The organism is Allobosea sp. (assembly GCF_035944895.1).
Classification (GTDB): Bacteria; Pseudomonadota; Alphaproteobacteria; order Rhizobiales; family Beijerinckiaceae; genus Allobosea.
The window spans coordinates 149,458-171,343 of sequence record NZ_DASZAT010000002.1 but is presented as its reverse complement, the minus strand read 5'-3'; the positions used below and the strand labels follow the sequence as shown (position 1 = coordinate 171,343).

Here is a 21,886-nt window from a genome sequence, read left to right as displayed (position 1 = left end):
CGCGCCTCTCGATCATGTCAGAGCAAAACCCTTCAGCCGCTCGCTGAGCGCCGTGATGCGCTCGGCCGCGACATTGGCGATGGCGATGCGCAAATGCTGCTCTTGGCCGGGGCCGAAATAGGGGCCGGGCAGGGCCAGCACGCCGCGCTCCTGCACCAGCCGGCGGACGACCTCCGCCGCCGGCACGCCCTCGAAGGGGTGGGCGACATAAGCGAAGTAGGCGCCGGCGGCGAGGACGTTCCAGCCGTTGAGCGGCGCGATCGCCTGGCGGAAGAGCGCGGCGCGGGAGTTCATCTCTGCGCGGTTGCCCTCGCGCCAGGCGCGGATGCCGTCGATGCCCCAGGCGACGGCACTCTGGCCGGCGCGGACCGGGCTGATCTGGACGCAGTCGAGCACCTTGCCGATCTGCGCGAGCGCCGCCTCGCCAGCGGTGATCGCGCCGAGGCGCCAGCCAGGCACGGCATAGGCCTTGGAGAAGCTGTAGAGGCCGATCAGCGAATCCTGCCAATCGCTTGTGGCGAAGAGCTCATGCGGGCGGTCCAGCCCTTCGGGCAGGAAGTCGCGATAGGTCTCGTCGAGCACCAGCCAGATCTTGCGCTTGCGGCAGAGTTCGGCGAAGGCGGCGATGGTCGCGGGCGGATAGACCGCGCCGGTCGGGTTGTTCGGCGTCACCAGCACGATGGCGCGGGTGTGCGCATCGATCAGCGCCTCGGCGGCTTCGGCATCCGGCACGAAACCGCGCTGCGGGTCGCAAGGCAGCGGACGCGGCTCGACGCCGAGCATGTTCAGCGTCATCTCGTGGTTGAAGTACCAGGGCGTCGGCAGCAGCACATTGTCGCCAGCCCGCGCCAGCGCCATCATCACGGTGACATAGGCCTGGTTGCAGCCGGCGGTGATGGCGATCTCCTGCGGCCGGATCGTGCCGCCATAGAAGGTACTGCTCTCGGCAGAGTAGGCCTCGCGCAGGATGTCGTCGCCGGTGATCGGCCCGTAGCGCGTGCTTTCGGGCGCAGCGGCTGCCTCGGCGAGGCGTTCCAGCAGGGCAGCCGGTGGCGGCGAGCCCGGTACCGCCTGCGACAGGTCGATCAACGGGCCGGCGCCGCCGGCATAGCCGCGGGCCCAGGCCTTGGCTTCGGGGATCGGCGGGGTCGCGGTGTCGATGAGATCGGGATTGAGCGGGGCGGAAGAGGGCGCAGTCATGGCTGAGCTTTGCGGTGCGTTCGTTGCCGCGTCAACGGCCTCGCCGGCAGGGCTGGAGCGCGGCGCCGGTACGCCCCATATTTGAACCGGAACAAGGCGAGGCTGACCGGATGGACGACGAGACCCAGGACGCGATCGAGGAATTGCACGCCATGCTCGACCGCGCCCGGGTGATCGTGCCGTTCACCGGGGCCGGGATCTCGACCGAATCGGGCGTGCCGGATTTCCGCACGCCCGGCTCGCCCTGGATGAGCAACAAGCCGATCCCGTTCGATGTCTTCCTCGCCAGCCGCGAGGCGCGGGTCGAGGCCTGGCGGCGCAAGTTCGCGATGGACGACCATTATCGCGATGCACGGCCCAATCGCGGCCACCGGGCGCTGGCGACTTTGGTGGCGGAAGGGCGCTCGCCCGGCGTGATCACCCAGAACATCGACGGCCTGCACCAGGCCTCGGGCATCGCCGAGGACATGGTGATCGAGCTCCATGGCAATGGCACCTACGCCACCTGCCTGACTTGCGGCTGGCGGCACGAGCTGGCGGCGATCCGGGCGCAGTTCGAGGTCAGCGGCGAGCCGGCTTCCTGCATGATGTGCGCTGGCGTGGTGAAAACGGCGACGATCTCCTTCGGCCAGCAGATGCCGCAGCAGCCGATGCTGCGGGCGCATGAGCTGACCATGTCGGCCGATCTCTACCTGGTCGCCGGCTCCTCGCTCGTCGTCTTTCCGGCCGCGACCTTTCCGGTGATCGCCAAGCGCAATGGCGCCAAGCTCGTCATCCTCAACCGCGAGCCGACCGATCTCGATGCGATCGCCGATCTCGTCGTGCGCAGCGAGATCGGCCCGGCATTGGCGCGGTTGGCGAATTGATCAGTCGCGCGAGGCGAGGGCGAGTCGCACAGCCAGCCCGCCGAAGACGACGCCGAGGATGCGCTGTGGCCAGAGGGCCAGATGCGGGCGGCTGGCGATGGCGCGGCCGAGGCGGCTCGCCGTCAGGATGACGATGCCGTTGGCGATCAGCCCCATGACATTGAGGATCGAGGCCAGCACCACGACCTGAAGCAGCAGCGAGCCAGCCTCGGGCTTCAGGAACTGCGGCAGCAGCGCCAGCATGAACAGCGCCATCTTCGGATTGAGCAGATTGGTCAGCAGTCCCTGCAGGAAGATCTGGCGCAGCGGGAACCGCGCCGCATCGGCCGTCGGCGCGAAGAGCGTCGCGGGAGAGCGCAGGGTCTTCCAGGCGAGCCAGGCGAGATAGCCAGCGCCGGCCCAGCGCAGAGCGTCATAGGCTGCCGGTACGAGCAGGAATAGCTGCGACAGGCCGTAGGCGGCGGCGAGCGCCTGGAGATAGCTGCCGGTGGCGATGCCGGCATAGGTCATGAAGCCGGCGACGCGGCCCTGGCTCATGCTGCGCGAGGCGATCAGCAGCATGTCTGGCCCCGGCGTCGCGGTCAGCACGGCGCAGGCGGCGGTGAACAGGGCGAGCGTGGTGACGTCGAGCATGGCGGGGTCCTTCAGGCCAGCGGCTTGGCGAAGCGTTGGAAGGCCTCCCTGGTCGGCGTCGTGCCGGCGCCGGGCTGTTGCGGGCGCAGGAAGCAGCCATCGGTGACGGTAGCCGGCTCGGCGAAGGCGTCCTTGATCCAGGGGATGTATTCGAGCACCGGCGTCGCCGGATGCCAGTAGGCGAGATGGACATGGACCTGGCTCATCTCGCCGGCATGGGGCGCGACGGGCAGGCGATGGGCCAGCGCCAGCTCGGCCACCTGGATGTATTCGGTGATGCCGCCAAGGCGGGTGACGTCGGGCTGGACATAGTGGATCGCGCCGGCCTGGACGAAGGCGCGGAAGGCATCGACCGTATAGAGCTGCTCGCCGAGCGCCACCGGGATCGAGGTCGAGCGGGCGAGCGCGGCATGCGAGCCGATATCGTCGTACCAGAGCGGCTCCTCGAACCAGAACAGGTCGAGCGCCTCGGCACGGGCGCAGAAGCGCTTGCAGGTCGGCAGGTCCCATTTGCCGTTGCCGTCGACCGCGATGGTGACATGGTCGCCGACGGCGCGGCGGACCGCCTCCAGCCGCCCGATATCGGTCATCGGATCGGCATGGCCGACCTTGATCTTGATGCGATGGAAGCCGTCGCGCTCGACCGCCATGCGCGCGCCCTCGACGAGCTCGTCCTTGGGGATCGAGAGCCAGCCGATATCGGTATTGTAGGCTTCGAGCTTCGCCTTGCTGGCGCCGCCGAGCAGATGCCAGAGCGGCAGGCCGGCCTTCTTCGCCTTGAGGTCCCAGAGCGCGACGTCGACGGCGGCCAGCGCCAGCTGGGTGATGCCGGCGCGGCCGACCCATTGCAGGGCCGGGTGGCGGGCGAGCTTCAGCCAGAGCCGGGAATGCTCGGAGGCATCCTCGCCCACCAACAGCGGCGCGTAGCAGTCGCGGATGCACGACGTGATCAGCCGGTCGGAGGCGAGATCGGCATGGGTGCCGGTGAAGCCGTAGCCGGTGAGCCCGTCCTCGCTGACGATCTTCGTGCCGACCACGCCCCAATGGCTGATCCGGTGGGTCGAGTCGGCGATCGAGCCTCCGGTGACCGGAATGTGGAGGATGAAGGGCTCGATACTGGCGATGCGCATGACGGTTCTCCGGCTCTCGGGCCGATCATCGACCTGATGCGCGGAAGCGACAAGGCGCCGCTTTCGGCGGCCTTACACGCGCTTTGCGCATGCTGATGATGTGGATGAGCGGGAAGCGGCTGTTTCCCGGCTTCGTCGGGGTGCTATCGTCACGTCACGAATCACGTTTCGCGGCGGAGATGAGCGGGACATGTCCGACCAATACGGCGACGGAGGCAGGCCACCGGTCGGCCCGCTACAATCGCTCAACCGGATCGTGCGTCTGGACGGGCCTGAGACGATCGACGGGCAGGTGGTCGAGATCACCGGCTACGTCAAATGGTTCGATGTGAGCAAAGGCTATGGCTTCGTGGTGCCACAGGATGGCGGCAGCGATGTCCTGGTCCATGTCACCACCCTGAAGCGCGACGGCTTCCATGCCATCGCCGAGGGCGCGCGCATCGTGCTCGAGGCGGTTGCCAAGGCGCGTGGTCGCCAGGCCACGCGGGTGCTCTCGATCGACACCTCCGCGGCGCGCCATCCGGCCGAGATGCCGATGCCGCGCACCAACGCGACGGTAACGCCGACGAGCGGGCTGGAGCGCATGGTGGTGAAGTGGTTCAACCGCCTGCGCGGCTTCGGCTTCGTCTCGGCCGGCGAGGGCGCACCTGACATCTTCGTCCATATGGAGACGCTGCGCCGCTACGGCATCGTCGAGCTGATTCCGGGGCAGACCGTGCTGGTGCGCTATGGGCCTGGACCGAAGGGGCTGATGGCGGCCGAGATCCGGTTCGAGCAGGGCGGGCCGCCCAGTTCGCACTGAGAAAAACTCTCTCCGAAAAGGCGCCTCCGGGCGCCTTTTTTGTTGTGTTGCAGGGGCTGCGGAGATCGACTTAGGCAATTCACATTTTTCGTTGTGAATATGTTATTTTGCCGTTGAATTGTGCGTAATGCGCATGATAGAGGCAGATCGTGATTGATTTTGGAGCACGCTTCGCTTGGCCGATGGCTGGCGGGACGAGCTTCGGAGAGCCTGCCGTGAAGCTGTTCCATCCGATCCTCGCCGGCGCCACGCTGGCCGAGCGCGCCGTCGCCTGTGCCGGTGTCTTCGCCGCGATCGCGCTCACGGCGGCAGCTGGATATGTCTTCCCGACCAACTCGCCGCTGGTGGTGGCGCCGATCGGCGCTTCGGCCGTGCTGGTCTTCGTCGTGCCGGCGAGCCCGCTGGCGCAGCCCTGGCCGGTCGTCGGCGGCAATGTGATCTCGGCGCTGGTCGGCCTCGCGGTCGGCTGGGCCGTGCCGGACCTGACCATCGCGGCAGCGCTCGCGGTCGCCCTGGCCATTGCGATCATGTCGCTGACGCGCTCTCTGCACCCGCCGGGCGGGGCGGTCGCGCTGACGGCCGTGCTTGGTGGCCCCGCCGTGATGAAATGGGGGCTGCTGTTCCCCTTCGTGCCGATCGGCCTGTGTTCGCTGTCCCTGGTCGCACTCGGCGTCGCCTTCCATGGCCTGACCTGGCGCAGTTATCCGCATCGGCCGCAGGTGGCTGGGGTTGTCGCATCGCAGGCTGCGGCGCCGGCGATGTTCAGTGCGCCCGATATCGACGAGGCGCTGGCGCAAATGGGCGAATCCTTCGACATCGCGCGCGAGGACCTCGACCGGCTGCTGCAATACGCCGAGGCGAGCGCGATGCGCCGGCAGGCCCGGAGTTCGTGATTCCGGCTGTTTCTGAATCAAAACGGCGAATTTGAGCGAATCGGCTTCACCGGAACTCAAGGAACCTGCGGCTAGGGTGTCTTCGTTATGGGGACATGCCTATTGCCGTGCTGCTGATCACCGACCGCCCGGAGCAGAGCGAGAAGCTCGAGCGGCTGCTGTCGCTTTGGGGGCCTTGCGACGTCGTCGACGTGAAACGACCGACCAAGAGCGGGGCGGCGCCGAAGCGCTTGCTCGTCAGCGATGTTGATCTGTCGAACCGTGCTTCGGTCGAGGCCGTTCGTGACAGGCTGGCGGAGCGAAGGCACAAGGGAACGCCCTATCTCTGCCTGCTGCGCGATCAGTCGCCGCGCCTGACGATCCAGGCCAATGCGATCGGCGCCAGCACGATCCTGCCGGCAGGCCTGCCGGCCAAGGCTTTGCTCGACGAGATCGGCCGCATCCTGAATCCGGCCGGTCAAACACCGATACAGCAGCATTTCATCGCTGCGTCTGCCGCGCTCGCCGACATGCTCTCGGCGGCTACCGATGGCCGGGCCCTGCCGGTGGCGGCGATCGAAGGCAGCGTCGAGGCGATCAACCGCGCCGCGGACGATCGCGATCTCGGCGCCTGGCTCGACATGGTCTGGAATCATGACGACGCCACCTATCAGCATTGCCTGCTGGTGGCAGGGCTTGCCGCGGCTTTCGTGCGGGCCCTCGACTTTCCGAAGGAGGCGCGCCAGCTGGTGACCAGCGCCGCCGTTCTGCACGATATCGGCAAGGCGCGCGTGCCCCTGTCGATCCTGCACAAGCGCGACAAGCTGACGGCGGAGGAGCTGGCGATCATCCGCGAGCATCCACAGATCGGCTACGAGATGCTGTTGCGGCAGGGCGCCTTCGCCCGCGAAGTGGTAGAGGCGACGCGCAGTCACCACGAATATCTCGACGGTACGGGCTATCCGCAGGGGCTGAAAGCCGAGGAGATTTCCGACGTCGTCCGGATGATCACGATTTGCGACATCTATGCCGCCCTGATCGAGCGGCGCTCCTATAAGGCGCCAATGGAGCCCGAAGAAGCCTATGCGATCCTGGTCGGCATGGGCGCCAAGCTCGATGCCGACCTGCTGCGGGCATTCCGGGCCGTGGTGCTGCCCGGCTGAGGCTCAGAGCGCGAAGGACGTGCCGCAGCCGCAGGAGCTGGTCGCGTTCGGATTGGTGATCCTGAACGACTGGCCGACGAGATCGTCGACGAAATCGATCGTCGAGCCGTCGAGCAATTCGAGCGAGGTCTCGTCGATCAACACGGTCGCGCCGTCGCGCTCGATCACGATATCGTCCGGCGCTTTTTGCCGGTCGATGTCGAAGACGTACTGAAATCCCGAGCAGCCGCCACCGGCGACGCTGACACGCAGCATCGCGCCGGGAGCCTCGTTCGCCATCACCGCGAGGATACGGCTCGCGGCCTTGTCGGTCAGCGAGACCGTGTGCGGATTGGCCTCGATCGCCATGGTCATGTGCAGAACATCCTTGCTCCTGCTTCGTCTGCAAAGGTAATGGCCGCAGGGCGGGCCTTCAAGCCGCGCCTCCGAATGGGGCAGCCATGCCGCACACACACGATACCACCTCTGCCACGGGCCGCGAGCCCGGCGATCGCTGGCGCGCTCCTTACGCCTGCCGGACTGCGACGAGCCGCGGCCGGCTGGTCGAGGAGCCGGGCTCGGCGACCCGCAACCCGTTCCAGCGTGATCGTGACCGCATCATCCACTCTACCGCCTTCCGACGGCTGAAGCACAAGACCCAGGTCTTCGTCTCGCATGAGGGCGACCATTTCCGCACCCGCCTGACCCATACGATCGAAGTGGCGCAGATCGCCCGCGCTCTGGCCCGTGCGCTCGGACTCGACGAGGACCTGGCCGAGGCGCTGGCGCTGGCGCATGATCTTGGCCACACGCCGTTTGGCCATACCGGCGAGGACGCGCTCGACGAATGCATGGCCGGCTTCGGCGGCTTCGACCACAATGCCCAGACGCTGCGGATCGTCACCCGGCTGGAGCGGCGCTATGCCGGATTCGACGGGCTCAACCTGACCTGGGAGACGCTGGAGGGTCTGGTCAAGCACAACGGCCCGCTGCTCGATGCCGACGGCAGGCCGACCGAGCGCTATGCCAAGACCGGAATCCCGGTCGCGATCCTCGAATACCAGGAGAAGCAGGATCTCTGGCTGGGTAGCCACGCCTCGGCCGAGGCACAGGTCGCCGCACTCGCCGACGACATCGCCTACAACGCCCATGACATCGACGATGGCCTGCGGGCCGGGCTGTTCGATCTCTCCGAATTGCGCGCCGTGCCCTTCCTCGCCGGGCTTCTCGACGAGATCGACGCCCTGCATCCCGGGCTGGAGCGCCCGCGCGCGATCAACGAAATGGTCCGCCGGGTGATCACCCGCTTCGTCGAGGATGTGATCGTCGAATCCGAGGCACGGATTGCGGCGCTGGCCCCGGGCGATGCCGACGCGATCAGGCAGGCCGGCGCGCCGGTCGTCGCCTTCTCGCCGGCGCTGGTTGCGGCCGACAAGGCGATCAAGGGCTTCCTCTACCCCAACATGTACCGGCATCCGCGCATCGGCGTGATCCGCAAGGAGGCGGCCGACATCGTCCGCGACCTGTTCGTGCGTTTCCAGGCGCAGCCGCAGGCCATGCCGGCGGAATGGGCGGCCGGGTGCGACGAGCTCGACGAGGCGCGGTTGGCACGCCGGGTTTCCGACTATATCGCGGGGATGACCGATTCCTATGCGCTGGGCGAGCACCGGCGCTTGTTTGACGCCACTCCCTCGCTGCGATAGGGCCGGGCGCTTCCTTCTGAATCTCTGGTCGCCATGAACATTTTCGAGACTTTCTCCGCACGCCTCGCCACCGTCCTCACCGGGCTGGCCGAAGCCGGCCGCCTTCCGGCAGGGCTGTCGCTGGCGCGCGTCGTGGTCGAGCCGACAAAGGATCCGGCGCATGGCGATCTCGCGATCAACGCCGCCATGGTGCTGGCTAAGGAAGCCGGCATGGCGCCACGCGCGGTGGCCGAGCTGATCGTCGCCGAACTCGCCAAGGATGGCGATGTCGCGAAGGCCGATATCGCCGGGCCCGGATTTATCAACCTGACGCTGCAACCTGCTGTTTTCACTGAGGTTCTGAAGTCGGCGGTGCTGGCCGGAACCGAGCATGGCCGCGGCGCGGCCAAGGGCGAGCCCAGGATCAATGTCGAATACGTCTCGGCCAATCCGACCGGGCCGATGCATGTCGGCCATGGCCGCGGCGCGGTGTTCGGCGATGCGCTGGCGAGCCTTCTCGCTTTCGCCGGGCACGACGTCACCCGCGAATACTACATCAACGATGCCGGTGCGCAGGTCGACGTGCTCGCCCGTTCCGCCTTCCTGCGCTATCGCGAGGCGCTGGGCGAGGATATCGGCGCGATCCCGGAAGGGCTTTATCCCGGCGACTATCTGGTCTCGGTCGGGCAGACACTCGCCGAGCAATACGGCCCGGCGCTGCGCGACAAGTCCGAGTGGGACTGGCTGCCGCTGGTGCGCCAGGCGGCGATCGACGGGATGATGGCGATGATCCGCGACGATCTCGCCGCGCTCGGCGTCGTCCATGATCTCTTCTTCTCCGAGCGCTCGCTGCAGGGCCGGGACGGCAATTCCAACGCCGTGCACCAGACGATCGAGGACCTGCGCGCCCGCGACCTGGTCTATGAGGGCCGGCTGCCGCCGCCCAAGGGCCAGAAGGATGAGGATTGGGAGGATCGCGAGCAGACGCTGTTCCGCGCCACCAAGTTCGGCGACGACGTCGACCGGCCGTTGCTGAAGTCGGATGGCAGCTACACCTATTTCGCCAACGACATCGCTTATCATCGCTCGAAGTTCACCCGCGGCTTTGCCGAGATGATCGACGTCTGGGGCGCCGACCATGGCGGCTACGTCAAGCGCATGCAGGCCGCGGTGAAGGCGGTGACGAACGGCGAGGGCGCGCTCGACGTCAAGCTCTGCCAGCTGGTTCGCCTGCTGCGCAATGGCGAGCAGGTCCGGATGTCGAAGCGCTCCGGCGATTTCGTCACGCTGCGCGAGGTCATCGACGAGGTCGGCCGCGACGCGGTGCGCTTCATGATGATCTTCCGCAAGAACGATGCGACGCTGGACTTCGACCTCGCCAAGGTGGTCGAGCAGTCGAAGGACAACCCGGTCTTCTACGTTCAGTATGCCCATGCGCGCTGCGCTTCGATCTTCCGCCAGGCCGCCGAGGCCTTCCCGGATCTCGACCTGTCGCCGCAGGCGCTGGCGCAGGCTGACCTCAGCCTGCTGACCGATGAGTCGGAGATCGGCATCGTCAAGATGATTGCCGCCTATCCGAGGATGATCGACGCCGCGGCTTCGTCACATGAGCCCCATCGTGTCGCCTTCTTCGTGCACGATCTGGCCAGCGCCTTCCACTCGCTGTGGAACAAGGGCAAAGACTCGCCGCAATTACGGTTCGTTAATCAAACTGATCGAAAATCGACCTCGGCAAGATTGGCGTTCGTGCATGCGGTACGCAGCGTCCTTGCTTCCGGGCTGGCGGTCGTTGGGGTGACGGCGCCGGAGGAGATGCGCTGACGGGATCCATCCCGGCGCATCGGGTGCTTTGCGGATCAGGACGATCCGGCCAGCGCCCACCGGGTCCGATACGAAGGCGGCGTTGGCCGGCATGCCGCAAGGCGGGTCGGCTAGAGCTTTCGTCAGATTGACCGCGCTGTGGCGGCGTCCTTTGATGGATGGCGGCATGCGCTGGAATGGATCATGTCATGAGCGAGCCAGCTAGAAACCGTTTCGCCCTCGATCTCGACGATCTGGAGCGTCAGCTGCGTGGAGCGGCCCAGCCGCAGAAGCCGGGTGCGGCCTCCGATCCGCTGATGGAGCTGACCCGCCTCGTCGGTCAGGACGATCCGCTGAAGGAGCTCTTCGCCGGTCGCCCCGCCGAACAGGCGCGTCCCGTGGCTCCGCCTGCACCGCAGCCCGCTTCCTGGTCCGGCCACCGGACCGAGCCGAGCTTCCAGCCGACGCTGGTCACTGCGCCGCCGGTGCAGTCCGCCCCGCCGCCGGCCGATGTGCGCGGTGCGCTCGACGAGTTCGAAGCGCTGCTGCGCCGGACCGAGCCGGTGCGGACCACGCCGCAGCCGGTTGTGCAGGCGCCCGCGGCGCCGGCGCATGATTATGACGATCCGGAGCCGCTTCCGGTGCGTGCACAGCCCTATGCAATGCAGCAGGACGGCCCGCACGCCTATGTTCCCGAGCAGCCGCGCGACCTCGACGAGGCTGCCGGGCACAGCCATGTGCAGGCGCAGGCTTATGCTCCCCAGCCCGCTCCCGACTATCATCAGGCCGCGCCGGACTATGACGCGCAGCATCAGGATGCCGAGGACGAGCATCGTGACTTCCGGCGCTCGCGGTCGCGCAAGGGCATGCTGACGGCGGCGGCGCTGGTCATCGTCGCGGTCGGCGGCGTCGGTGCCGCCATGGTCTTCCGCAATGGCAAACCGGCCGGCGTCAACGGCCAGCCGCCGGTGATCGCGGCCGATACCGGCCCGTCCAAGGTCGCCCCCGTCAATCCGGGCGGCGCCGAGATCCCGAACCAGAACAAGCAGATTTACGAGCGCAGCGGCGACGCCAGCGCCGATAAGACCAAGGTGGTCAGCCGCGAGGAGCAGCCGGTCGACGTGCAGCAGGCGGCACGCGCGATGGCGCCGCGCCCGACGCAGGCCTCCAACGGCGCGATCACGCCGACTGACACCGCCTCGGCCGGCCTGGCGCCGACCGAGCCCGGCCTGGTGCCGATCCCGGCCGTGCCGGGGCTCGGCGAGCCGCGCAAGGTCCGCACCGTGGCGATCCGTCCCGATGGCACGCCGGCGCCGGCCAATGCCGCTGCGTCGACTGCACCGGGGCAGGGCATCGTCACCGGCTCGGCTCCGTCGAACCGCCCGGCCTCGGCGACCCCGGCCCAGACCGCCCAGCCGGCCCCGCGTCCGCAGCAGCCGGGCGCGACGCCCGCCGCGGCGCCGAAGACGCAGGAGCGCGCCGCCGCTCCGGCGACGCCGCCGGCCGCTCAGACCCCCTCGGCCGGCACCCGTACCGCCGCGCTCGCACCGCAGCAGGCTGAGCCGGCGGCGACCGCGCCGCGCGCCGATCCGGCAGGCGGCTTCGTCGTTCAGCTCGGCGCACCGGGCAGCGAAGCCGAGGCGCGCGCCACCTTCGCGGCGTTGCAGCGCAAATATTCCGATCAGCTCTCCGGCCAGAGCCCGATCGTGCGCAAGACCGAGCTTGCCGGTGGCAAGACGGTCTACCGCCTGCGCGTCGGCCCGTATTCCCGCGAGGATGCGAGCTCGATGTGCTCGGCGCTGCAGGCCGCCGGCGGGCAGTGCTTCATCGCCAAGAACTGAGCGGGCGCGGGCGGAGCCGAGGGGTCCGCCGCCGATAGAACCAGGGCCGGCCGCGACCGTCGCGGCCGGCTTTTGCTTGCGTGGGGCTTCGCGGGCGGGGCAGGCTGGTTGCGATCTCCAGCGACGCAGGCTTTGAAGATGTCTCCCGATTCAATTCCCGGCCGCGCCGCCGACCCGCGTTTCCTCGATGGCGAGAGTTCGGCGCCTGAGGCCGTGCCGCATGCCGCCGTCGCGGTCATCGGGATTCCGGCCGCCACACCCTATCTATCCGGCCGTGCTCATAGCGAATCGGCGCCGGCCGCCATTCGCCGCGCCAGTGCGGCCCAGGTCGCCAAGCTCACGCATTACGATTTCGATCTCGGTGGGCCGCTGCTGCCTGCCGGAGGGCGGCTGGTCGATTGCGGCGATCTCGCCTTCGATCCCGCTGATCTGCCCGGCAATCGTGCGCGAATCGCAGATGCTTATCGGACGTTGCTGGCGCGCGGCGCCGCGCCGCTCTTGCTCGGTGGCGACGACAGCGTCCAGATCCCGGCGCTGGGTGCCTTCGCAGCCCGCGGCGAGATCACGATCCTGCAGGTCGATGCCCATATCGACTGGCGTGAGGAGATCGAGGGCGAGCGCTTCGGCCTGTCGAGCACGATGCGGCGGGCTTCGGAGCTCGACGGCGTCAAGACGATCGTGCAGGTCGGCGCCCGCGGCACCGGCAGTGCACGGCCCTCGGATGTGACGGAGGCCAAGGCTGCCGGCGCGCAATTGATCGATATGAGCATCCTGCGGGCGAAAGGGATGGCGCCGGCGATCGAGGCCGTCCCGCCTGGCCGGCCGGTGGTGGTCTGCTTCGATGTCGACGGTTTCGATCCCGCCGTCGTGCCCGGGGTGCTCGGCCGCACGCCCGGCGGGCTCACCTTCGGCGATGCCGTCACGCTGCTGAACGGCGTGGTGGAGCGGGCGCCGATCATCGGCTTCAACATCGTCGAATTCGTGCCGGAGACAGATATCGACGGCCTCGGCACGCGCACGGTCTGCCGGCTGGCCATGTTAGGGGCCGGTCTCCTCGCTCGCAGCGCAGGCCGCTGAACCACATCCCCATGCCGCTGTGCGGGAATCCCGGATTGCTCCCGCGATCCGGACATGCACGCGTTGCGGCGCCGTGGCTGGAGCACGGTTAGCGCGTGCTCTAGCTTCGCCCTGAATCCGCGGCCCAATCCGGTCTGACAATGCGGAAGGCCTGCAAGTGAGAGGAAACACCATGGACCGCCGCAAGCTGATCAAGACGACCGCCGCCGGGGCCGCCGCCGCGACCATCGCAGCGCCGGCGATCGCGCAGACCAATCCGAAGATCAGCTGGCGCCTGACCTCGAGCTACCCCAAGAGCCTGGACACGCTGTTCGGCATCTCGACCCATGTCGCCAAGCGCGTCGCCGAGGCGACCGACGGCAACTTCCAGATCCAGACCTTCGCCGCCGGCGAGATCGTGCCGGCGCTGCAGGCGCTCGATGCCGTCCAGAACGGCACGGTCGAGTGCAGCCACACGCTGGCGAGCTTCTATATCGGCAAGGACACCGCCTTCGCCTTCGAGACCTCTTTGCCCTTCGGCCTCAACACCCGCCAGCAGAACGCCTGGCTCTACCAGGGTGGCGGGCTCGAACTCTGCCGCGACCTGATGAAGAAGTTCGGCGTGCACACGATTCCCTCGGGCAATACCGGCGCCCAGATGGGTGGCTGGTTCCGCAAGGAGATCAAGAGCGCGGCGGATCTGCAGGGGCTGAAGTTCCGCATCGCCGGCCTGGGCGGCCAGATCATGGCCAAGCTCGGCGTCGTCCCGCAGACGCTGGGCGGCGGCGACATCTATCCGGCGCTGGAGCGCGGCACCATCGATGCGGCCGAGTTCTCAGGCCCTTATGACGACGAGAAGCTCGGCTTCGTGAAGGTGGCGAAGTACTACTACTATCCCGGCTTCTGGGAAGGCTGCGCCAATGTCAGCTTCATTGCCAACAGCGAGAAGTGGGCCGGGCTGCCGGCGCATTACCGCGCCGTGGTCGAGGCAGCCTGCGCCGAGGCGAATGCGCTGTGCGTGGCGAAATACGACCATGGCAACCCGGACGCGCTGCTGCGCCTGATCGCCGCCGGCGCTGAACTGCGCGCATTCCCGCAGGACGTGATGCAGGCTGCCTTCAAGGAGGCTTTCGCGCTCTACGCCGACCAGGCGGCGAAGAACCCGAACTTCAAGACGATGTGGGATTCCTTCCTGCCGTACTGGAAGAAGGAGCAGCTCTGGTTCCGCGTCGCCGAACTGCCGTTCGACGCCTTCAACGCACAGGCGTCGCAGTCACTGCGCTAGGTGCCGTCATGCTCGGGCTTGACCCGAGCATCTCAGGCCGGAGGAGGCGTCAGTTGGCGCCTTCTCGTCATGAGATTCTCGGGTCTGCGCTGCGCTCCGCCCGAGAATGACGCAATGCGGCCCGCCCCCGAATCGGCGATAACGGCGCCATGACCTCGCGCGCCTTCATCGCCGGCTGCCTCGGCACGAGCCTCACCCCCGACGAGCGGGCCTTCTTCCGCGATGCCCGGCCCTGGGGCTTCATCCTGTTCAAGCGGAATACGCAGGATCCGGCGCAAGTGGCTGCGCTGACGGCGCAGATGCGCGATTGCGTCGGCTGGCAGGCGCCGATCCTGATCGACCAGGAGGGTGGGCGGGTGCAGCGCATGGGGCCGCCGCACTGGCCGCCCTATCCGCCGGCGCTGGCCTTCCTCGCCATCAACGATCCCGTGCAGCAGCGCGAGATCGTCCGGCTCTCGGCGCGGTTGATGGCGCATGACCTCAAAAGCGTCGGCATCGATGTCGACTGCTTGCCGGTGCTCGATGTTCCCGTCGCCGGCAGCCATGACGTGATCGGCAACCGCGCCTATGCCCGCGATCCCGCCCTGGTGGCGACGCTCGGGCGTGCGGCGGCCGAGGGGCTCATGGCCGGCGGCGTGCTGCCGGTGGTCAAGCACATGCCGGGCCATGGCAGGGCCAAGGCCGACAGCCATCACGACCTGCCGGTGGTCGAAGCCAGCCTCGACGAGTTGCGCGCCCATGATTTCCGGCCGTTCCGGCATCTCGCCGACATGCCGCTGGCGATGACGGCGCATGTCGTCTTCACCGCGCTCGACAAGCGCCGGCCGGCGACGGTCTCGCGCAAGATCATCAGAGAGATCATGCGCGGCGAGCTCGGCTATGACGGTTTGATCATGACCGACGACATCTCGATGAAGGCGCTCTCCGGTTCGTTCGAGGAGAAGGCCAAGGCCGCGATCCGGGCTGGCGTCGACGTGGTGCTGCATTGCCATGGCATCATGCAGGAGATGGTCGCGGTCGCCGGCGCCGTGCCGGAGATGAGCGGTCATCGCGCTCGCCGCGCCGCGATGGCGCTGGCGCGCATTCGCCACGAGCCCGAGCCGCTCGATGTGGATAGCACCCGCGCCCAGCTTGCCAGCGCCCTTGCTTTGAGCGGCGGTTAGGCTGATTCTCTCCCCGGGGTTGTGGCTCTGCCGATCGGGCGGGCCAGGTCATGGGGAACGGGCCATCGATGGCCGCTGAACTGCCATTCCAGGAGGACGGCACGCCGGAACGCGCGTCCGGCGAACCCTCGTTCGTGATCGACGTCGACGGCTATGAGGGGCCGCTCGACCTGCTGCTCGATCTTGCCCGCCGCCAGAAGGTCGATCTTTCCCGCATTTCGATCCTGGCGCTGGCCGAGCAGTATCTCTCCTTCATCGAGTCGGCGCGGGCGCTGCGGCTCGAACTTGCCGCCGATTATCTGGTGATGGCGGCGTGGCTCGCCTATCTGAAATCCCGCATGCTGCTGCCGGAGCCGCCCAAGGGCGAGGAGCCGAGCGCCGCCGACCTTGCCACCGCGTTGGCGCTGCGCCTGAAGCGGCTTGAGACGATCCGCGCGGCGGCGCAGCGGCTCGCCACCCGCGAGCGGCTGGGCCGCGACGTCTTCGCCCGCGGCGCGCCCGAGGTGATCGCCTCGTCCGGCCGGCCTGTCTGGGAGGCCGAGCTCTACGACCTGCTGGCGGCCTATGCGCAGCAGCGCCAGAAGCGCATCCGCCAGCCGATGAGCGTCGGCCATCGCCAGGTGCTGTCGCTGGTCGAGGCGCGCGAGGCGCTGGCGCGGCTGGTCGGCGAGGCCGGTGAATGGACCGCGATCGACGGCTATCTCACCCGCTACATGCGCAGCCATCGGCTGCCGACCGAGACGATGACGGCAACGGTGCGGGCCTCCTCGCTCTCGGCCATGCTTGAGATGGTGCGCGAGGGCCTGCTCGACCTGCGCCAGGAGGGTGCTTTCTCGCCGCTCTATGTCCGCCGCCGCTCGGCGCGGCCGCCGACGCTGGGCCTGTGAGGCGCTGATGGCCGTGGCTGAAGCCGAACGCGAGGACGAGGAGGACTGGGATGCCGACGAGGCGCTGGCGCGCGCCTGTCGCATCGTCGAGGCCTTGCTGTTCGCCTCGGTTCAGCCGCTCTCGGCCGAGGATCTCGCGAAATCGGTGCCGGCCAATGTGCCGATCGAGCGGGTGATCGCCGAGTTGCAGCAGACCTACGCCCTGCGCGGGGTGACGCTGCATCGCGTCGCCGGCGGCTATGCCTTTCGCACCGCGCCCGATCTTGCCTATCTGCTCGCGCCCGAGGCCGAGGCGCCGCGCAAGCTCTCCCGCGCCGCGCTGGAGACGCTCGCCATCATCGCCTACCATCAGCCGGTGACGCGGGCCGAGATCGAGGAGATCCGCGGCGTCGCCACCGCCAAGGGCACGCTCGACATCCTGCTTGAAGCCGGCTGGGTGCGCCTGCGCGGCCGGCGGCGCTCGCCGGGGCGGCCGGTCACCTTCGGCACGACGCCGGCCTTTCTCGACCATTTCGGGCTCGACCGCATCGACGATCTGCCGGGGCTGGAGGAGTTGAAGGGCGCGGGCTTCATCGAGGGGCGCCTCGCCAAGGATCTCACCGTACCGATTCCCGACGACGATCCGTCCTTGCGCGACGACGAGGATCCGCTCGGCGACCTGTTCACGCCGCTTGACGACGGCGACGCCAGCTAGCACAGCGCAGGCGATCGCGCCCGACGGGCCGGCAGGAGAACGACTTGGCTCGGACCGAAAGCAAGATGCGCTGGCTGGGGTGGGGACGGCGTGGCACCGCCGGCGCCGCCATCCCGATGGCGCTCGGCTTCGACGGCGTCACCCAGCGATTCGGCGCGGTGACGGCGCTCGACCAAGTCTCGCTCAACGTCGCGCCCGGCGAAATCGTCGCACTGCTCGGCCATTCCGGCTGCGGCAAGACGACGCTGCTGCGGCTCGCCGCCGGCGTCGAGCGGCCGAGCGCAGGCCGCGTCCTGCTCGAAGGGCGCGACGTCTCGTCGCCGGCTGATTTCATCGAGCCGGAGGCGAGGGGGGTCGGCCTCGTCTTCCAGGATTATGCGCTCTTTCCGCATCTCAGCGTGCGCGAGAATGTCCGCTTTGGCCTGCGCGGCTACGGCAATGCCGAGGCCGACGCCACGGCCCTGCGCGCCATCGCCCGCGTCGGCCTTGCCGACCTCGCCGAAGCCTATCCGCATATGCTGTCGGGCGGCGAGCAGCAGCGCGTGGCGCTGGCGCGCGCCGTGGCGCCGCGTCCGGGTGTTCTGCTGATGGACGAGCCTTTCTCCAATCTCGACCGGCGCCTGCGCGACGTGGTGCGCGACGAGACGATGGCGCTGCTGCAGGAGATCGGCGCGACCTCGATCATCGTCACCCACGATCCCGAGGATGCCATGCGCGTCGCCGACCGGATCGTGTTGATGCAGCAGGGACGAATCGTCCAGAGCGGCACCGCCGAAGAGCTCTATCGCAGGCCTGCCAGCCTCTTTGCCGCCCGATTTTTCTGCGATCTTACCGAAGTCGAGGCCGTTGCGCGGGATGGTGCCGTCGATACCCCGCTCGGGCGGTTTCCGGCGCCAGGTCTCGCGGATGGGGTACAGGCGGTCGTCGGTGTACGGCCGCAAGCGATCCGGCTGGTGCCGAAGGGGTTCTGCCTGCCAGTGCGGGTCGTGACGCGGCGCTTCCTCGGCGAGGTCGACCATGTCGAGCTGGCGGTCGATGGCCTCGACAAGCCCCTGGTGGCCCGGCTGCCGCTGCGCGGTTCGGTCGCCGAGGGCGAGGATGTCGGCATCGACATTGCGATGGACGAAGTCCTTGTGTTCCCTGTAGGGGACACCTAGTTTCCGGCACAAGCATCTGGCCCGTCGGGACAAGTCGGGCCGCGCGTTCAAATTCGGAGGAGTACCGCCATGGGTGGCGTCAGCATCTGGCACTGGATCGTCGTCGGCGTCATCGTCATGCTGCTGTTCGGCCGCGGCAAGGTGTCCGAACTGATGGGCGATGTCGCCAAGGGCATCAAGTCGTTCAAGAAGGGCATGGCCGAGGATGATACCCCGCCGCCAGCCGCGCAGCCGTCGGCCGATCCCAAGGTGATCGACCAGGCGGCCCAGACCGCGAGCCCGCAGCCGGCCAAGGCCGAGACCAAGGCCTGATCTCGTAGGAGCGGACCTGCCGATCAGGTGTTTCCTGTTCGGTTTCGATTCCGGCGCCTTTCCGGCGCCCTACAAGATTTCCAGAGGACCGGCCGTCGATGTTCGACATCGCCTGGAGCGAAATGCTGCTGATCGGGGGCGTCGCGCTCGTCGTGATCGGCCCCAAGGAACTGCCCGGCGCGCTGCGCACGGCTGGGCAGGCGATCGGCAAGATCCGGCGCATGGCCGCCGAATTCCAGGGCCAGTTCAACGACGCGATGCGCGACGCCGAGCTTCACGACCTGAAGAAGCAGGTCGACGACATCGGCAACTCGATCCAGGCTTCGACCAATTTCGATCCGATCGAGCCGATGAAGGATTTCGGCGCCGCTGACGCCTCGAAGCCGACCGAGGACAAGGCGATGCAGGAGGCAGAGGCGACCCTCGCCGCGCTGCCAGCGCCGGAACTGCCGGCGCCTGTCAGCATCGAGCCGGCTCCCGTCGCCGAGCCCGCGCCGGAAGAAAAGCCGAAGCGCCGCCGCAAGACGGTCGCGACCGAAGAGCCGGCCGTGCCGGCCGAGGTCGTGGCTGAAGAGCCGCCGGCCAAGCCCGCCCGCAAGCGCAAGGCCAAGGCCGCCGAGGCCGAGGGCGGAGAGACGGCATGAGCGTCGTCGAGACCAATACCGAGACGAAACGCGACGGTGAGGACGAGATCGAGGCCTCGCGTGCGCCACTGATCGACCATCTGATCGAACTGCGTTCGCGGCTGATCAAGTCGCTGGTCGCCTTCCTGATCATGTTCTTCATCTGCTTCGCCTTCTCGACGCAGATCTACAACACGCTCGTGCTGCCCTATGTCTGGGCGGCGGGTTCGAGCGCCAATGCGCAGCTGATCTATACCGGCCCGCTCGAACTGCTCTTCACCCACATCAAGGTCGCAGCCTTCGGCGCCGGCTTCTTCGCCTTCCCGGTGATCGCGACACAGATCTACAAGTTCGTCGCGCCCGGCCTCTACAAGAACGAGCGTCAGGCCTTCGCGCCCTATCTGGCGGCGACGCCGATCTTCTTCGTGCTCGGCGCTGCGCTGGTGTTCTTCTTCGCCATGCCGGTTCTGATGAAGTTCTCGATCGGCATGCAGCAGGCGGCGAGCGAGGGGCAGGCCGGCATCGCTCTGCTGCCCAAGGTCAGCGAGTATCTGTCGCTGATCATGACGCTGATCTTCGCCTTCGGCATCTCCTTCCAGCTGCCGGTGATCCTGACCCTGCTCGGCCAGGCGGGCATCATCGATGCGCAGTTCCTGAAGGACAAGCGCCGCTACGCCATCGTCTTCGTCTTCGTGATCGCGGCCGTGCTGACCCCGCCCGACGTGATCTCGCAGCTGATGCTCGCGGTCCCGATGCTGCTGCTCTACGAGCTTTCGGTGTTCTCGGTGCGCCGTGTCGAGAAGAAGCGCGATGCGGCGAAGGCGGCTGAGGACGAGTGAACTGCTCCTGGCTCTGCCTATGTAGATTTTCATCGTCATTCCGGCCGTAGCGAAGCGAAGCGCCGGAATCCATCGTAGGGATCCAGTGCCCTAGCATGGTTTCCGGAGCTGCGTTGCTCCGCAGCTTGTCCGGAATGACGGTGGAGGGGCTTGATGTGGGTTTACATCATGGCCAGTGGCTGGAACGGGACACTCTATGTCGGCGTGACCAACAGCCTGGCGCGCCGTGTTGCGGAACACCGCGAGGGTAGAGGCTCAGAATTCGCACGAAAGTACGGGGTCAACCACCTTGTCTATGCGGAGCAGTTCGATCGCGCTGACGAGGCGATTGCGCAGGAAAAGCGCATGAAGAAGTGGTCACGCGAGCGAAAGATCGCCTTGATCGAGGCGTCGAACCCAACTTGGCGAGACCTCTACGATACGATCCACCTGGATTGAACCGTTTCAACAAATCCTCATCATTCCGGCCGTAGCGAAGCCGAGCGCCGGAATCCATCGTAGAGTTCAGCGCTTTACGATGGATTCCGGAGCTGCGCGCCTTCGGCGCTTGTCCGGAATGACGGGCGAGGAACCCCACCAACGCTCGAGCACAGTCTTGTGATCATGTCGTGCGGAGCCTTGCTCGCAACACAATGTTAAGATGAACGGCAGATGAACGAATGCGCGGCCGCCTCACAGGCCGTGCAGGTGGATGCGGTGGTGACGTGAGCGGATTCTGGCGCCTGATGCTGTTCGGAAAAGGCCCGCGCGATGCGGCCTCGCCCGGCCGCGACCTGCGCATCGACGTGATCCGCGGCCTGATCCTGCTGATCATCTTCGTCAATCACATGCCGGGCAACGTCGTCTCGGCCGCGATGCCGCATAATTACGGCTTCTCCGACGCCGCCGACATCTTCGTGCTGCTCGCCGGCGTCTCGGCTGCCTTCGCCTATGGCCGGGTGATCGACCAGCGCGGACTGCTCGTCGGCTCGCTCAAGGTCGGGGCGCGGATCTGGACACTCTACATCGCACATCTGGCGCTGTTCGTGCTGGTCTGCGGCATCGTCGCGACGGCGGTGGTACGCACCCAGAACGCGCTCTATGTCGAGGCGATCAACATCCAGCCCTTCTTCAGCGACACGCCGGCAGCGATCGTCAACGCGCTCGGGCTGGTCTACCAGCCCTATTATCTCGACATCCTGCCGCTCTATATCGTGCTGCTGGCGGCGTTCCCGCTGATCTACGTCACCGCCCGGACCAGCCCGCTGGCGGCGCTCGCGGTCTCCGTCGCGATCTGGCAGGGCGCCACCCATGCGGGCCTCAACCTGCCGAACCATCCGGGCGAGGGCGGCTGGTTCTTCAATCCCTTCGCCTGGCAGATGCTGTTCACGTTCGGCGTCGTCATCGGCCGGCTCGGCCTCGTCGGGGCCGGTGTGCCGAAGCTGCGCCTGCTCGACGCCGCGGCGGTGTTGGTTGTCTTGTTCGCGGCGGCTGTGAAGCTGTCCTCGGGCAATCCGTTCGGCATCGCGTTGCTGAACGACTGGATCGACAGCCTGCAGATCGGCATCGACAAGACCAATCTCGCCTGGCCGCGTGTCGCGCATCTGGCGGCGCTGGCCTGGCTGGTGCTGCGCTTCGTGCGCCCTGATGCCGGTATCCTGACGGGACTGGCTGGCCGGCGGCTGGCTGCGCTCGGGCGGCATTCGCTCGAAGTCTTCTGCGCCGGGATCGTGCTGGCGATCGCCGGGCAGATCATCCTTGCGGAGAGCTCCTTCACCCTTTGGGTCCAGTTGCTCGTGACATCGGGCGGGATTACCATCCTGCTCGGGCTAGGAACCTTTCTCTCGTGGTACAAGACGCTCACGGCACGCGCCGCCAGCGCCCCGCGCGAGCAGGCCGCTACGGCCTGAGCGCCCTTCTTCT

22 protein-coding genes are annotated in these 21,886 nt (G+C 67.5%); 18 read left to right on the top strand and 4 right to left on the bottom strand.

Annotated elements, in window-relative coordinates:
• Positions 1-12: 12 nt before the first annotated feature.
• The gene (locus tag VGV58_RS01020; protein WP_326872101.1) at positions 13-1,200 is read right to left on the bottom strand and encodes an aminotransferase; all 1,188 of its coding nucleotides are present in this window, start codon (positions 1,198-1,200) and stop codon (positions 13-15) included.
• A 110-nt stretch (positions 1,201-1,310) separates the two neighbouring features.
• Here VGV58_RS01020 and VGV58_RS01015 point away from each other — a divergent pair, with 110 nt between their 5' ends.
• Positions 1,311-2,066 (top strand): SIR2 family NAD-dependent protein deacylase, encoded by a 756-nt coding sequence (locus VGV58_RS01015; protein WP_326872100.1) that lies wholly within the window; start codon positions 1,311-1,313, stop codon positions 2,064-2,066.
• Here VGV58_RS01015 and VGV58_RS01010 read toward each other — a convergent pair whose 3' ends face one another.
• On the bottom strand, positions 2,067-2,699 hold the full coding sequence (locus VGV58_RS01010; protein WP_326872099.1) for a LysE family translocator: 633 nt from the start codon (positions 2,697-2,699) through the stop codon (positions 2,067-2,069).
• Positions 2,700-2,710: 11 nt separating this feature from the next.
• Positions 2,711-3,829: a mandelate racemase/muconate lactonizing enzyme family protein gene (locus VGV58_RS01005; RefSeq protein ID WP_326872098.1), complete on the bottom strand. Its 1,119-nt coding sequence runs from the start codon at positions 3,827-3,829 to the stop codon at positions 2,711-2,713.
• A gap of 190 nt (positions 3,830-4,019) precedes the next feature.
• On the opposite strand from VGV58_RS01005, the gene VGV58_RS01000 reads away from it, so the two are divergent.
• The 3 genes from VGV58_RS01000 to VGV58_RS00990 all read left to right on the top strand — a co-directional run bounded on the left by VGV58_RS01000 (position 4,020) and on the right by VGV58_RS00990 (position 6,666).
• On the top strand, positions 4,020-4,631 hold the full coding sequence (locus VGV58_RS01000; RefSeq protein ID WP_326872097.1) for a cold-shock protein: 612 nt from the start codon (positions 4,020-4,022) through the stop codon (positions 4,629-4,631).
• 215 nt (positions 4,632-4,846) lie between these two features.
• Entirely contained in the window at positions 4,847-5,524 is a 678-nt protein-coding gene (locus VGV58_RS00995; RefSeq protein ID WP_326872096.1) for an HPP family protein, read from the top strand.
• A 95-nt stretch (positions 5,525-5,619) separates the two neighbouring features.
• Positions 5,620-6,666: an HD-GYP domain-containing protein gene (locus VGV58_RS00990; RefSeq protein WP_326872095.1), complete on the top strand. Its 1,047-nt coding sequence runs from the start codon at positions 5,620-5,622 to the stop codon at positions 6,664-6,666.
• Between the two features lie 3 nt (positions 6,667-6,669).
• Here the strand turns inward: VGV58_RS00990 and erpA are convergent, their stop codons facing one another.
• Positions 6,670-7,020 (bottom strand): iron-sulfur cluster insertion protein ErpA, encoded by a 351-nt coding sequence (gene erpA, locus VGV58_RS00985; RefSeq protein ID WP_326872094.1) that lies wholly within the window; start codon positions 7,018-7,020, stop codon positions 6,670-6,672.
• Between the two features lie 86 nt (positions 7,021-7,106).
• Here erpA and VGV58_RS00980 point away from each other — a divergent pair, with 86 nt between their 5' ends.
• The 14 genes from VGV58_RS00980 to VGV58_RS00915 all read left to right on the top strand — a co-directional run bounded on the left by VGV58_RS00980 (position 7,107) and on the right by VGV58_RS00915 (position 21,873).
• The gene (locus tag VGV58_RS00980) at positions 7,107-8,348 is read left to right on the top strand and encodes a deoxyguanosinetriphosphate triphosphohydrolase (protein WP_326872093.1); all 1,242 of its coding nucleotides are present in this window, start codon (positions 7,107-7,109) and stop codon (positions 8,346-8,348) included.
• A 33-nt stretch (positions 8,349-8,381) separates the two neighbouring features.
• Positions 8,382-10,148, top strand: coding sequence for an arginine--tRNA ligase (gene argS, locus VGV58_RS00975; RefSeq protein ID WP_326872092.1), 1,767 nt, complete (start codon positions 8,382-8,384; stop codon positions 10,146-10,148).
• A gap of 188 nt (positions 10,149-10,336) precedes the next feature.
• Positions 10,337-11,968: an SPOR domain-containing protein gene (locus VGV58_RS00970; RefSeq protein WP_326872091.1), complete on the top strand. Its 1,632-nt coding sequence runs from the start codon at positions 10,337-10,339 to the stop codon at positions 11,966-11,968.
• A 138-nt stretch (positions 11,969-12,106) separates the two neighbouring features.
• The gene (locus tag VGV58_RS00965; protein ID WP_326872090.1) at positions 12,107-13,045 is read left to right on the top strand and encodes an arginase family protein; all 939 of its coding nucleotides are present in this window, start codon (positions 12,107-12,109) and stop codon (positions 13,043-13,045) included.
• Between the two features lie 172 nt (positions 13,046-13,217).
• Complete coding sequence (locus VGV58_RS00960; RefSeq protein WP_326872089.1) at positions 13,218-14,309, top strand: TRAP transporter substrate-binding protein; 1,092 nt, start codon at positions 13,218-13,220, stop codon at positions 14,307-14,309.
• Between the two features lie 149 nt (positions 14,310-14,458).
• The gene (gene nagZ / locus VGV58_RS00955) at positions 14,459-15,472 is read left to right on the top strand and encodes a beta-N-acetylhexosaminidase (RefSeq protein ID WP_326872088.1); all 1,014 of its coding nucleotides are present in this window, start codon (positions 14,459-14,461) and stop codon (positions 15,470-15,472) included.
• A gap of 68 nt (positions 15,473-15,540) precedes the next feature.
• Positions 15,541-16,359, top strand: coding sequence for a segregation and condensation protein A (locus VGV58_RS00950; protein ID WP_326872087.1), 819 nt, complete (start codon positions 15,541-15,543; stop codon positions 16,357-16,359).
• A 7-nt stretch (positions 16,360-16,366) separates the two neighbouring features.
• Positions 16,367-17,053: an SMC-Scp complex subunit ScpB gene (gene scpB, locus VGV58_RS00945; RefSeq protein ID WP_414643824.1), complete on the top strand. Its 687-nt coding sequence runs from the start codon at positions 16,367-16,369 to the stop codon at positions 17,051-17,053.
• Positions 17,054-17,097: 44 nt separating this feature from the next.
• Complete coding sequence (locus VGV58_RS00940; RefSeq protein WP_326872086.1) at positions 17,098-18,210, top strand: ABC transporter ATP-binding protein; 1,113 nt, start codon at positions 17,098-17,100, stop codon at positions 18,208-18,210.
• A gap of 69 nt (positions 18,211-18,279) precedes the next feature.
• Positions 18,280-18,522, top strand: a complete 243-nt coding sequence (locus VGV58_RS00935) for a twin-arginine translocase TatA/TatE family subunit (RefSeq protein ID WP_326872085.1) — start codon at positions 18,280-18,282, stop codon at positions 18,520-18,522.
• 98 nt (positions 18,523-18,620) lie between these two features.
• Positions 18,621-19,166: a Sec-independent protein translocase protein TatB gene (tatB, locus tag VGV58_RS00930; RefSeq protein ID WP_326872084.1), complete on the top strand. Its 546-nt coding sequence runs from the start codon at positions 18,621-18,623 to the stop codon at positions 19,164-19,166.
• Entirely contained in the window at positions 19,163-19,984 is an 822-nt protein-coding gene (gene tatC / locus VGV58_RS00925) for a twin-arginine translocase subunit TatC (RefSeq protein WP_326872083.1), read from the top strand. The genes tatB and tatC overlap by 4 nt, the downstream gene beginning before the upstream one ends.
• A gap of 153 nt (positions 19,985-20,137) precedes the next feature.
• Positions 20,138-20,422, top strand: a complete 285-nt coding sequence (locus VGV58_RS00920; protein ID WP_414643823.1) for a GIY-YIG nuclease family protein — start codon at positions 20,138-20,140, stop codon at positions 20,420-20,422.
• Positions 20,423-20,688: 266 nt separating this feature from the next.
• Entirely contained in the window at positions 20,689-21,873 is a 1,185-nt protein-coding gene (locus tag VGV58_RS00915; protein ID WP_326872081.1) for an OpgC family protein, read from the top strand.
• The last annotated feature ends 13 nt before the right edge of the window (positions 21,874-21,886 follow it).

Bases quoted from the DNA above. Each gene is read 5' to 3' on its own strand.
- erpA (WP_326872094.1), bottom strand. From the start codon at position 7,020: ATGACCATGGCGATCGAGGCCAATCCGCACACGGTCTCGCTGACCGAC.
- scpB (WP_414643824.1), top strand. From the start codon at position 16,367: ATGGCCGTGGCTGAAGCCGAACGCGAGGACGAGGAGGACTGGGATGCC.
- tatB (WP_326872084.1), top strand. From the start codon at position 18,621: ATGTTCGACATCGCCTGGAGCGAAATGCTGCTGATCGGGGGCGTCGCG.
- VGV58_RS00920 (WP_414643823.1), top strand. From the start codon at position 20,138: ATGTGGGTTTACATCATGGCCAGTGGCTGGAACGGGACACTCTATGTC.
- VGV58_RS01010 (WP_326872099.1), bottom strand. From the start codon at position 2,699: ATGCTCGACGTCACCACGCTCGCCCTGTTCACCGCCGCCTGCGCCGTG.
- VGV58_RS01020 (WP_326872101.1), bottom strand. From the start codon at position 1,200: ATGACTGCGCCCTCTTCCGCCCCGCTCAATCCCGATCTCATCGACACC.
- VGV58_RS00960 (WP_326872089.1), top strand. From the start codon at position 13,218: ATGGACCGCCGCAAGCTGATCAAGACGACCGCCGCCGGGGCCGCCGCC.
- VGV58_RS01000 (WP_326872097.1), top strand. From the start codon at position 4,020: ATGTCCGACCAATACGGCGACGGAGGCAGGCCACCGGTCGGCCCGCTA.
- VGV58_RS00990 (WP_326872095.1), top strand. From the start codon at position 5,620: ATGCCTATTGCCGTGCTGCTGATCACCGACCGCCCGGAGCAGAGCGAG.
- VGV58_RS00970 (WP_326872091.1), top strand. From the start codon at position 10,337: ATGAGCGAGCCAGCTAGAAACCGTTTCGCCCTCGATCTCGACGATCTG.
- VGV58_RS01015 (WP_326872100.1), top strand. From the start codon at position 1,311: ATGGACGACGAGACCCAGGACGCGATCGAGGAATTGCACGCCATGCTC.
- nagZ (WP_326872088.1), top strand. From the start codon at position 14,459: ATGACCTCGCGCGCCTTCATCGCCGGCTGCCTCGGCACGAGCCTCACC.
- argS (WP_326872092.1), top strand. From the start codon at position 8,382: ATGAACATTTTCGAGACTTTCTCCGCACGCCTCGCCACCGTCCTCACC.
- VGV58_RS00965 (WP_326872090.1), top strand. From the start codon at position 12,107: ATGTCTCCCGATTCAATTCCCGGCCGCGCCGCCGACCCGCGTTTCCTC.
- VGV58_RS00980 (WP_326872093.1), top strand. From the start codon at position 7,107: ATGCCGCACACACACGATACCACCTCTGCCACGGGCCGCGAGCCCGGC.
- VGV58_RS00935 (WP_326872085.1), top strand. From the start codon at position 18,280: ATGGGTGGCGTCAGCATCTGGCACTGGATCGTCGTCGGCGTCATCGTC.
- VGV58_RS00950 (WP_326872087.1), top strand. From the start codon at position 15,541: ATGGCCGCTGAACTGCCATTCCAGGAGGACGGCACGCCGGAACGCGCG.
- VGV58_RS01005 (WP_326872098.1), bottom strand. From the start codon at position 3,829: ATGCGCATCGCCAGTATCGAGCCCTTCATCCTCCACATTCCGGTCACC.
- tatC (WP_326872083.1), top strand. From the start codon at position 19,163: ATGAGCGTCGTCGAGACCAATACCGAGACGAAACGCGACGGTGAGGAC.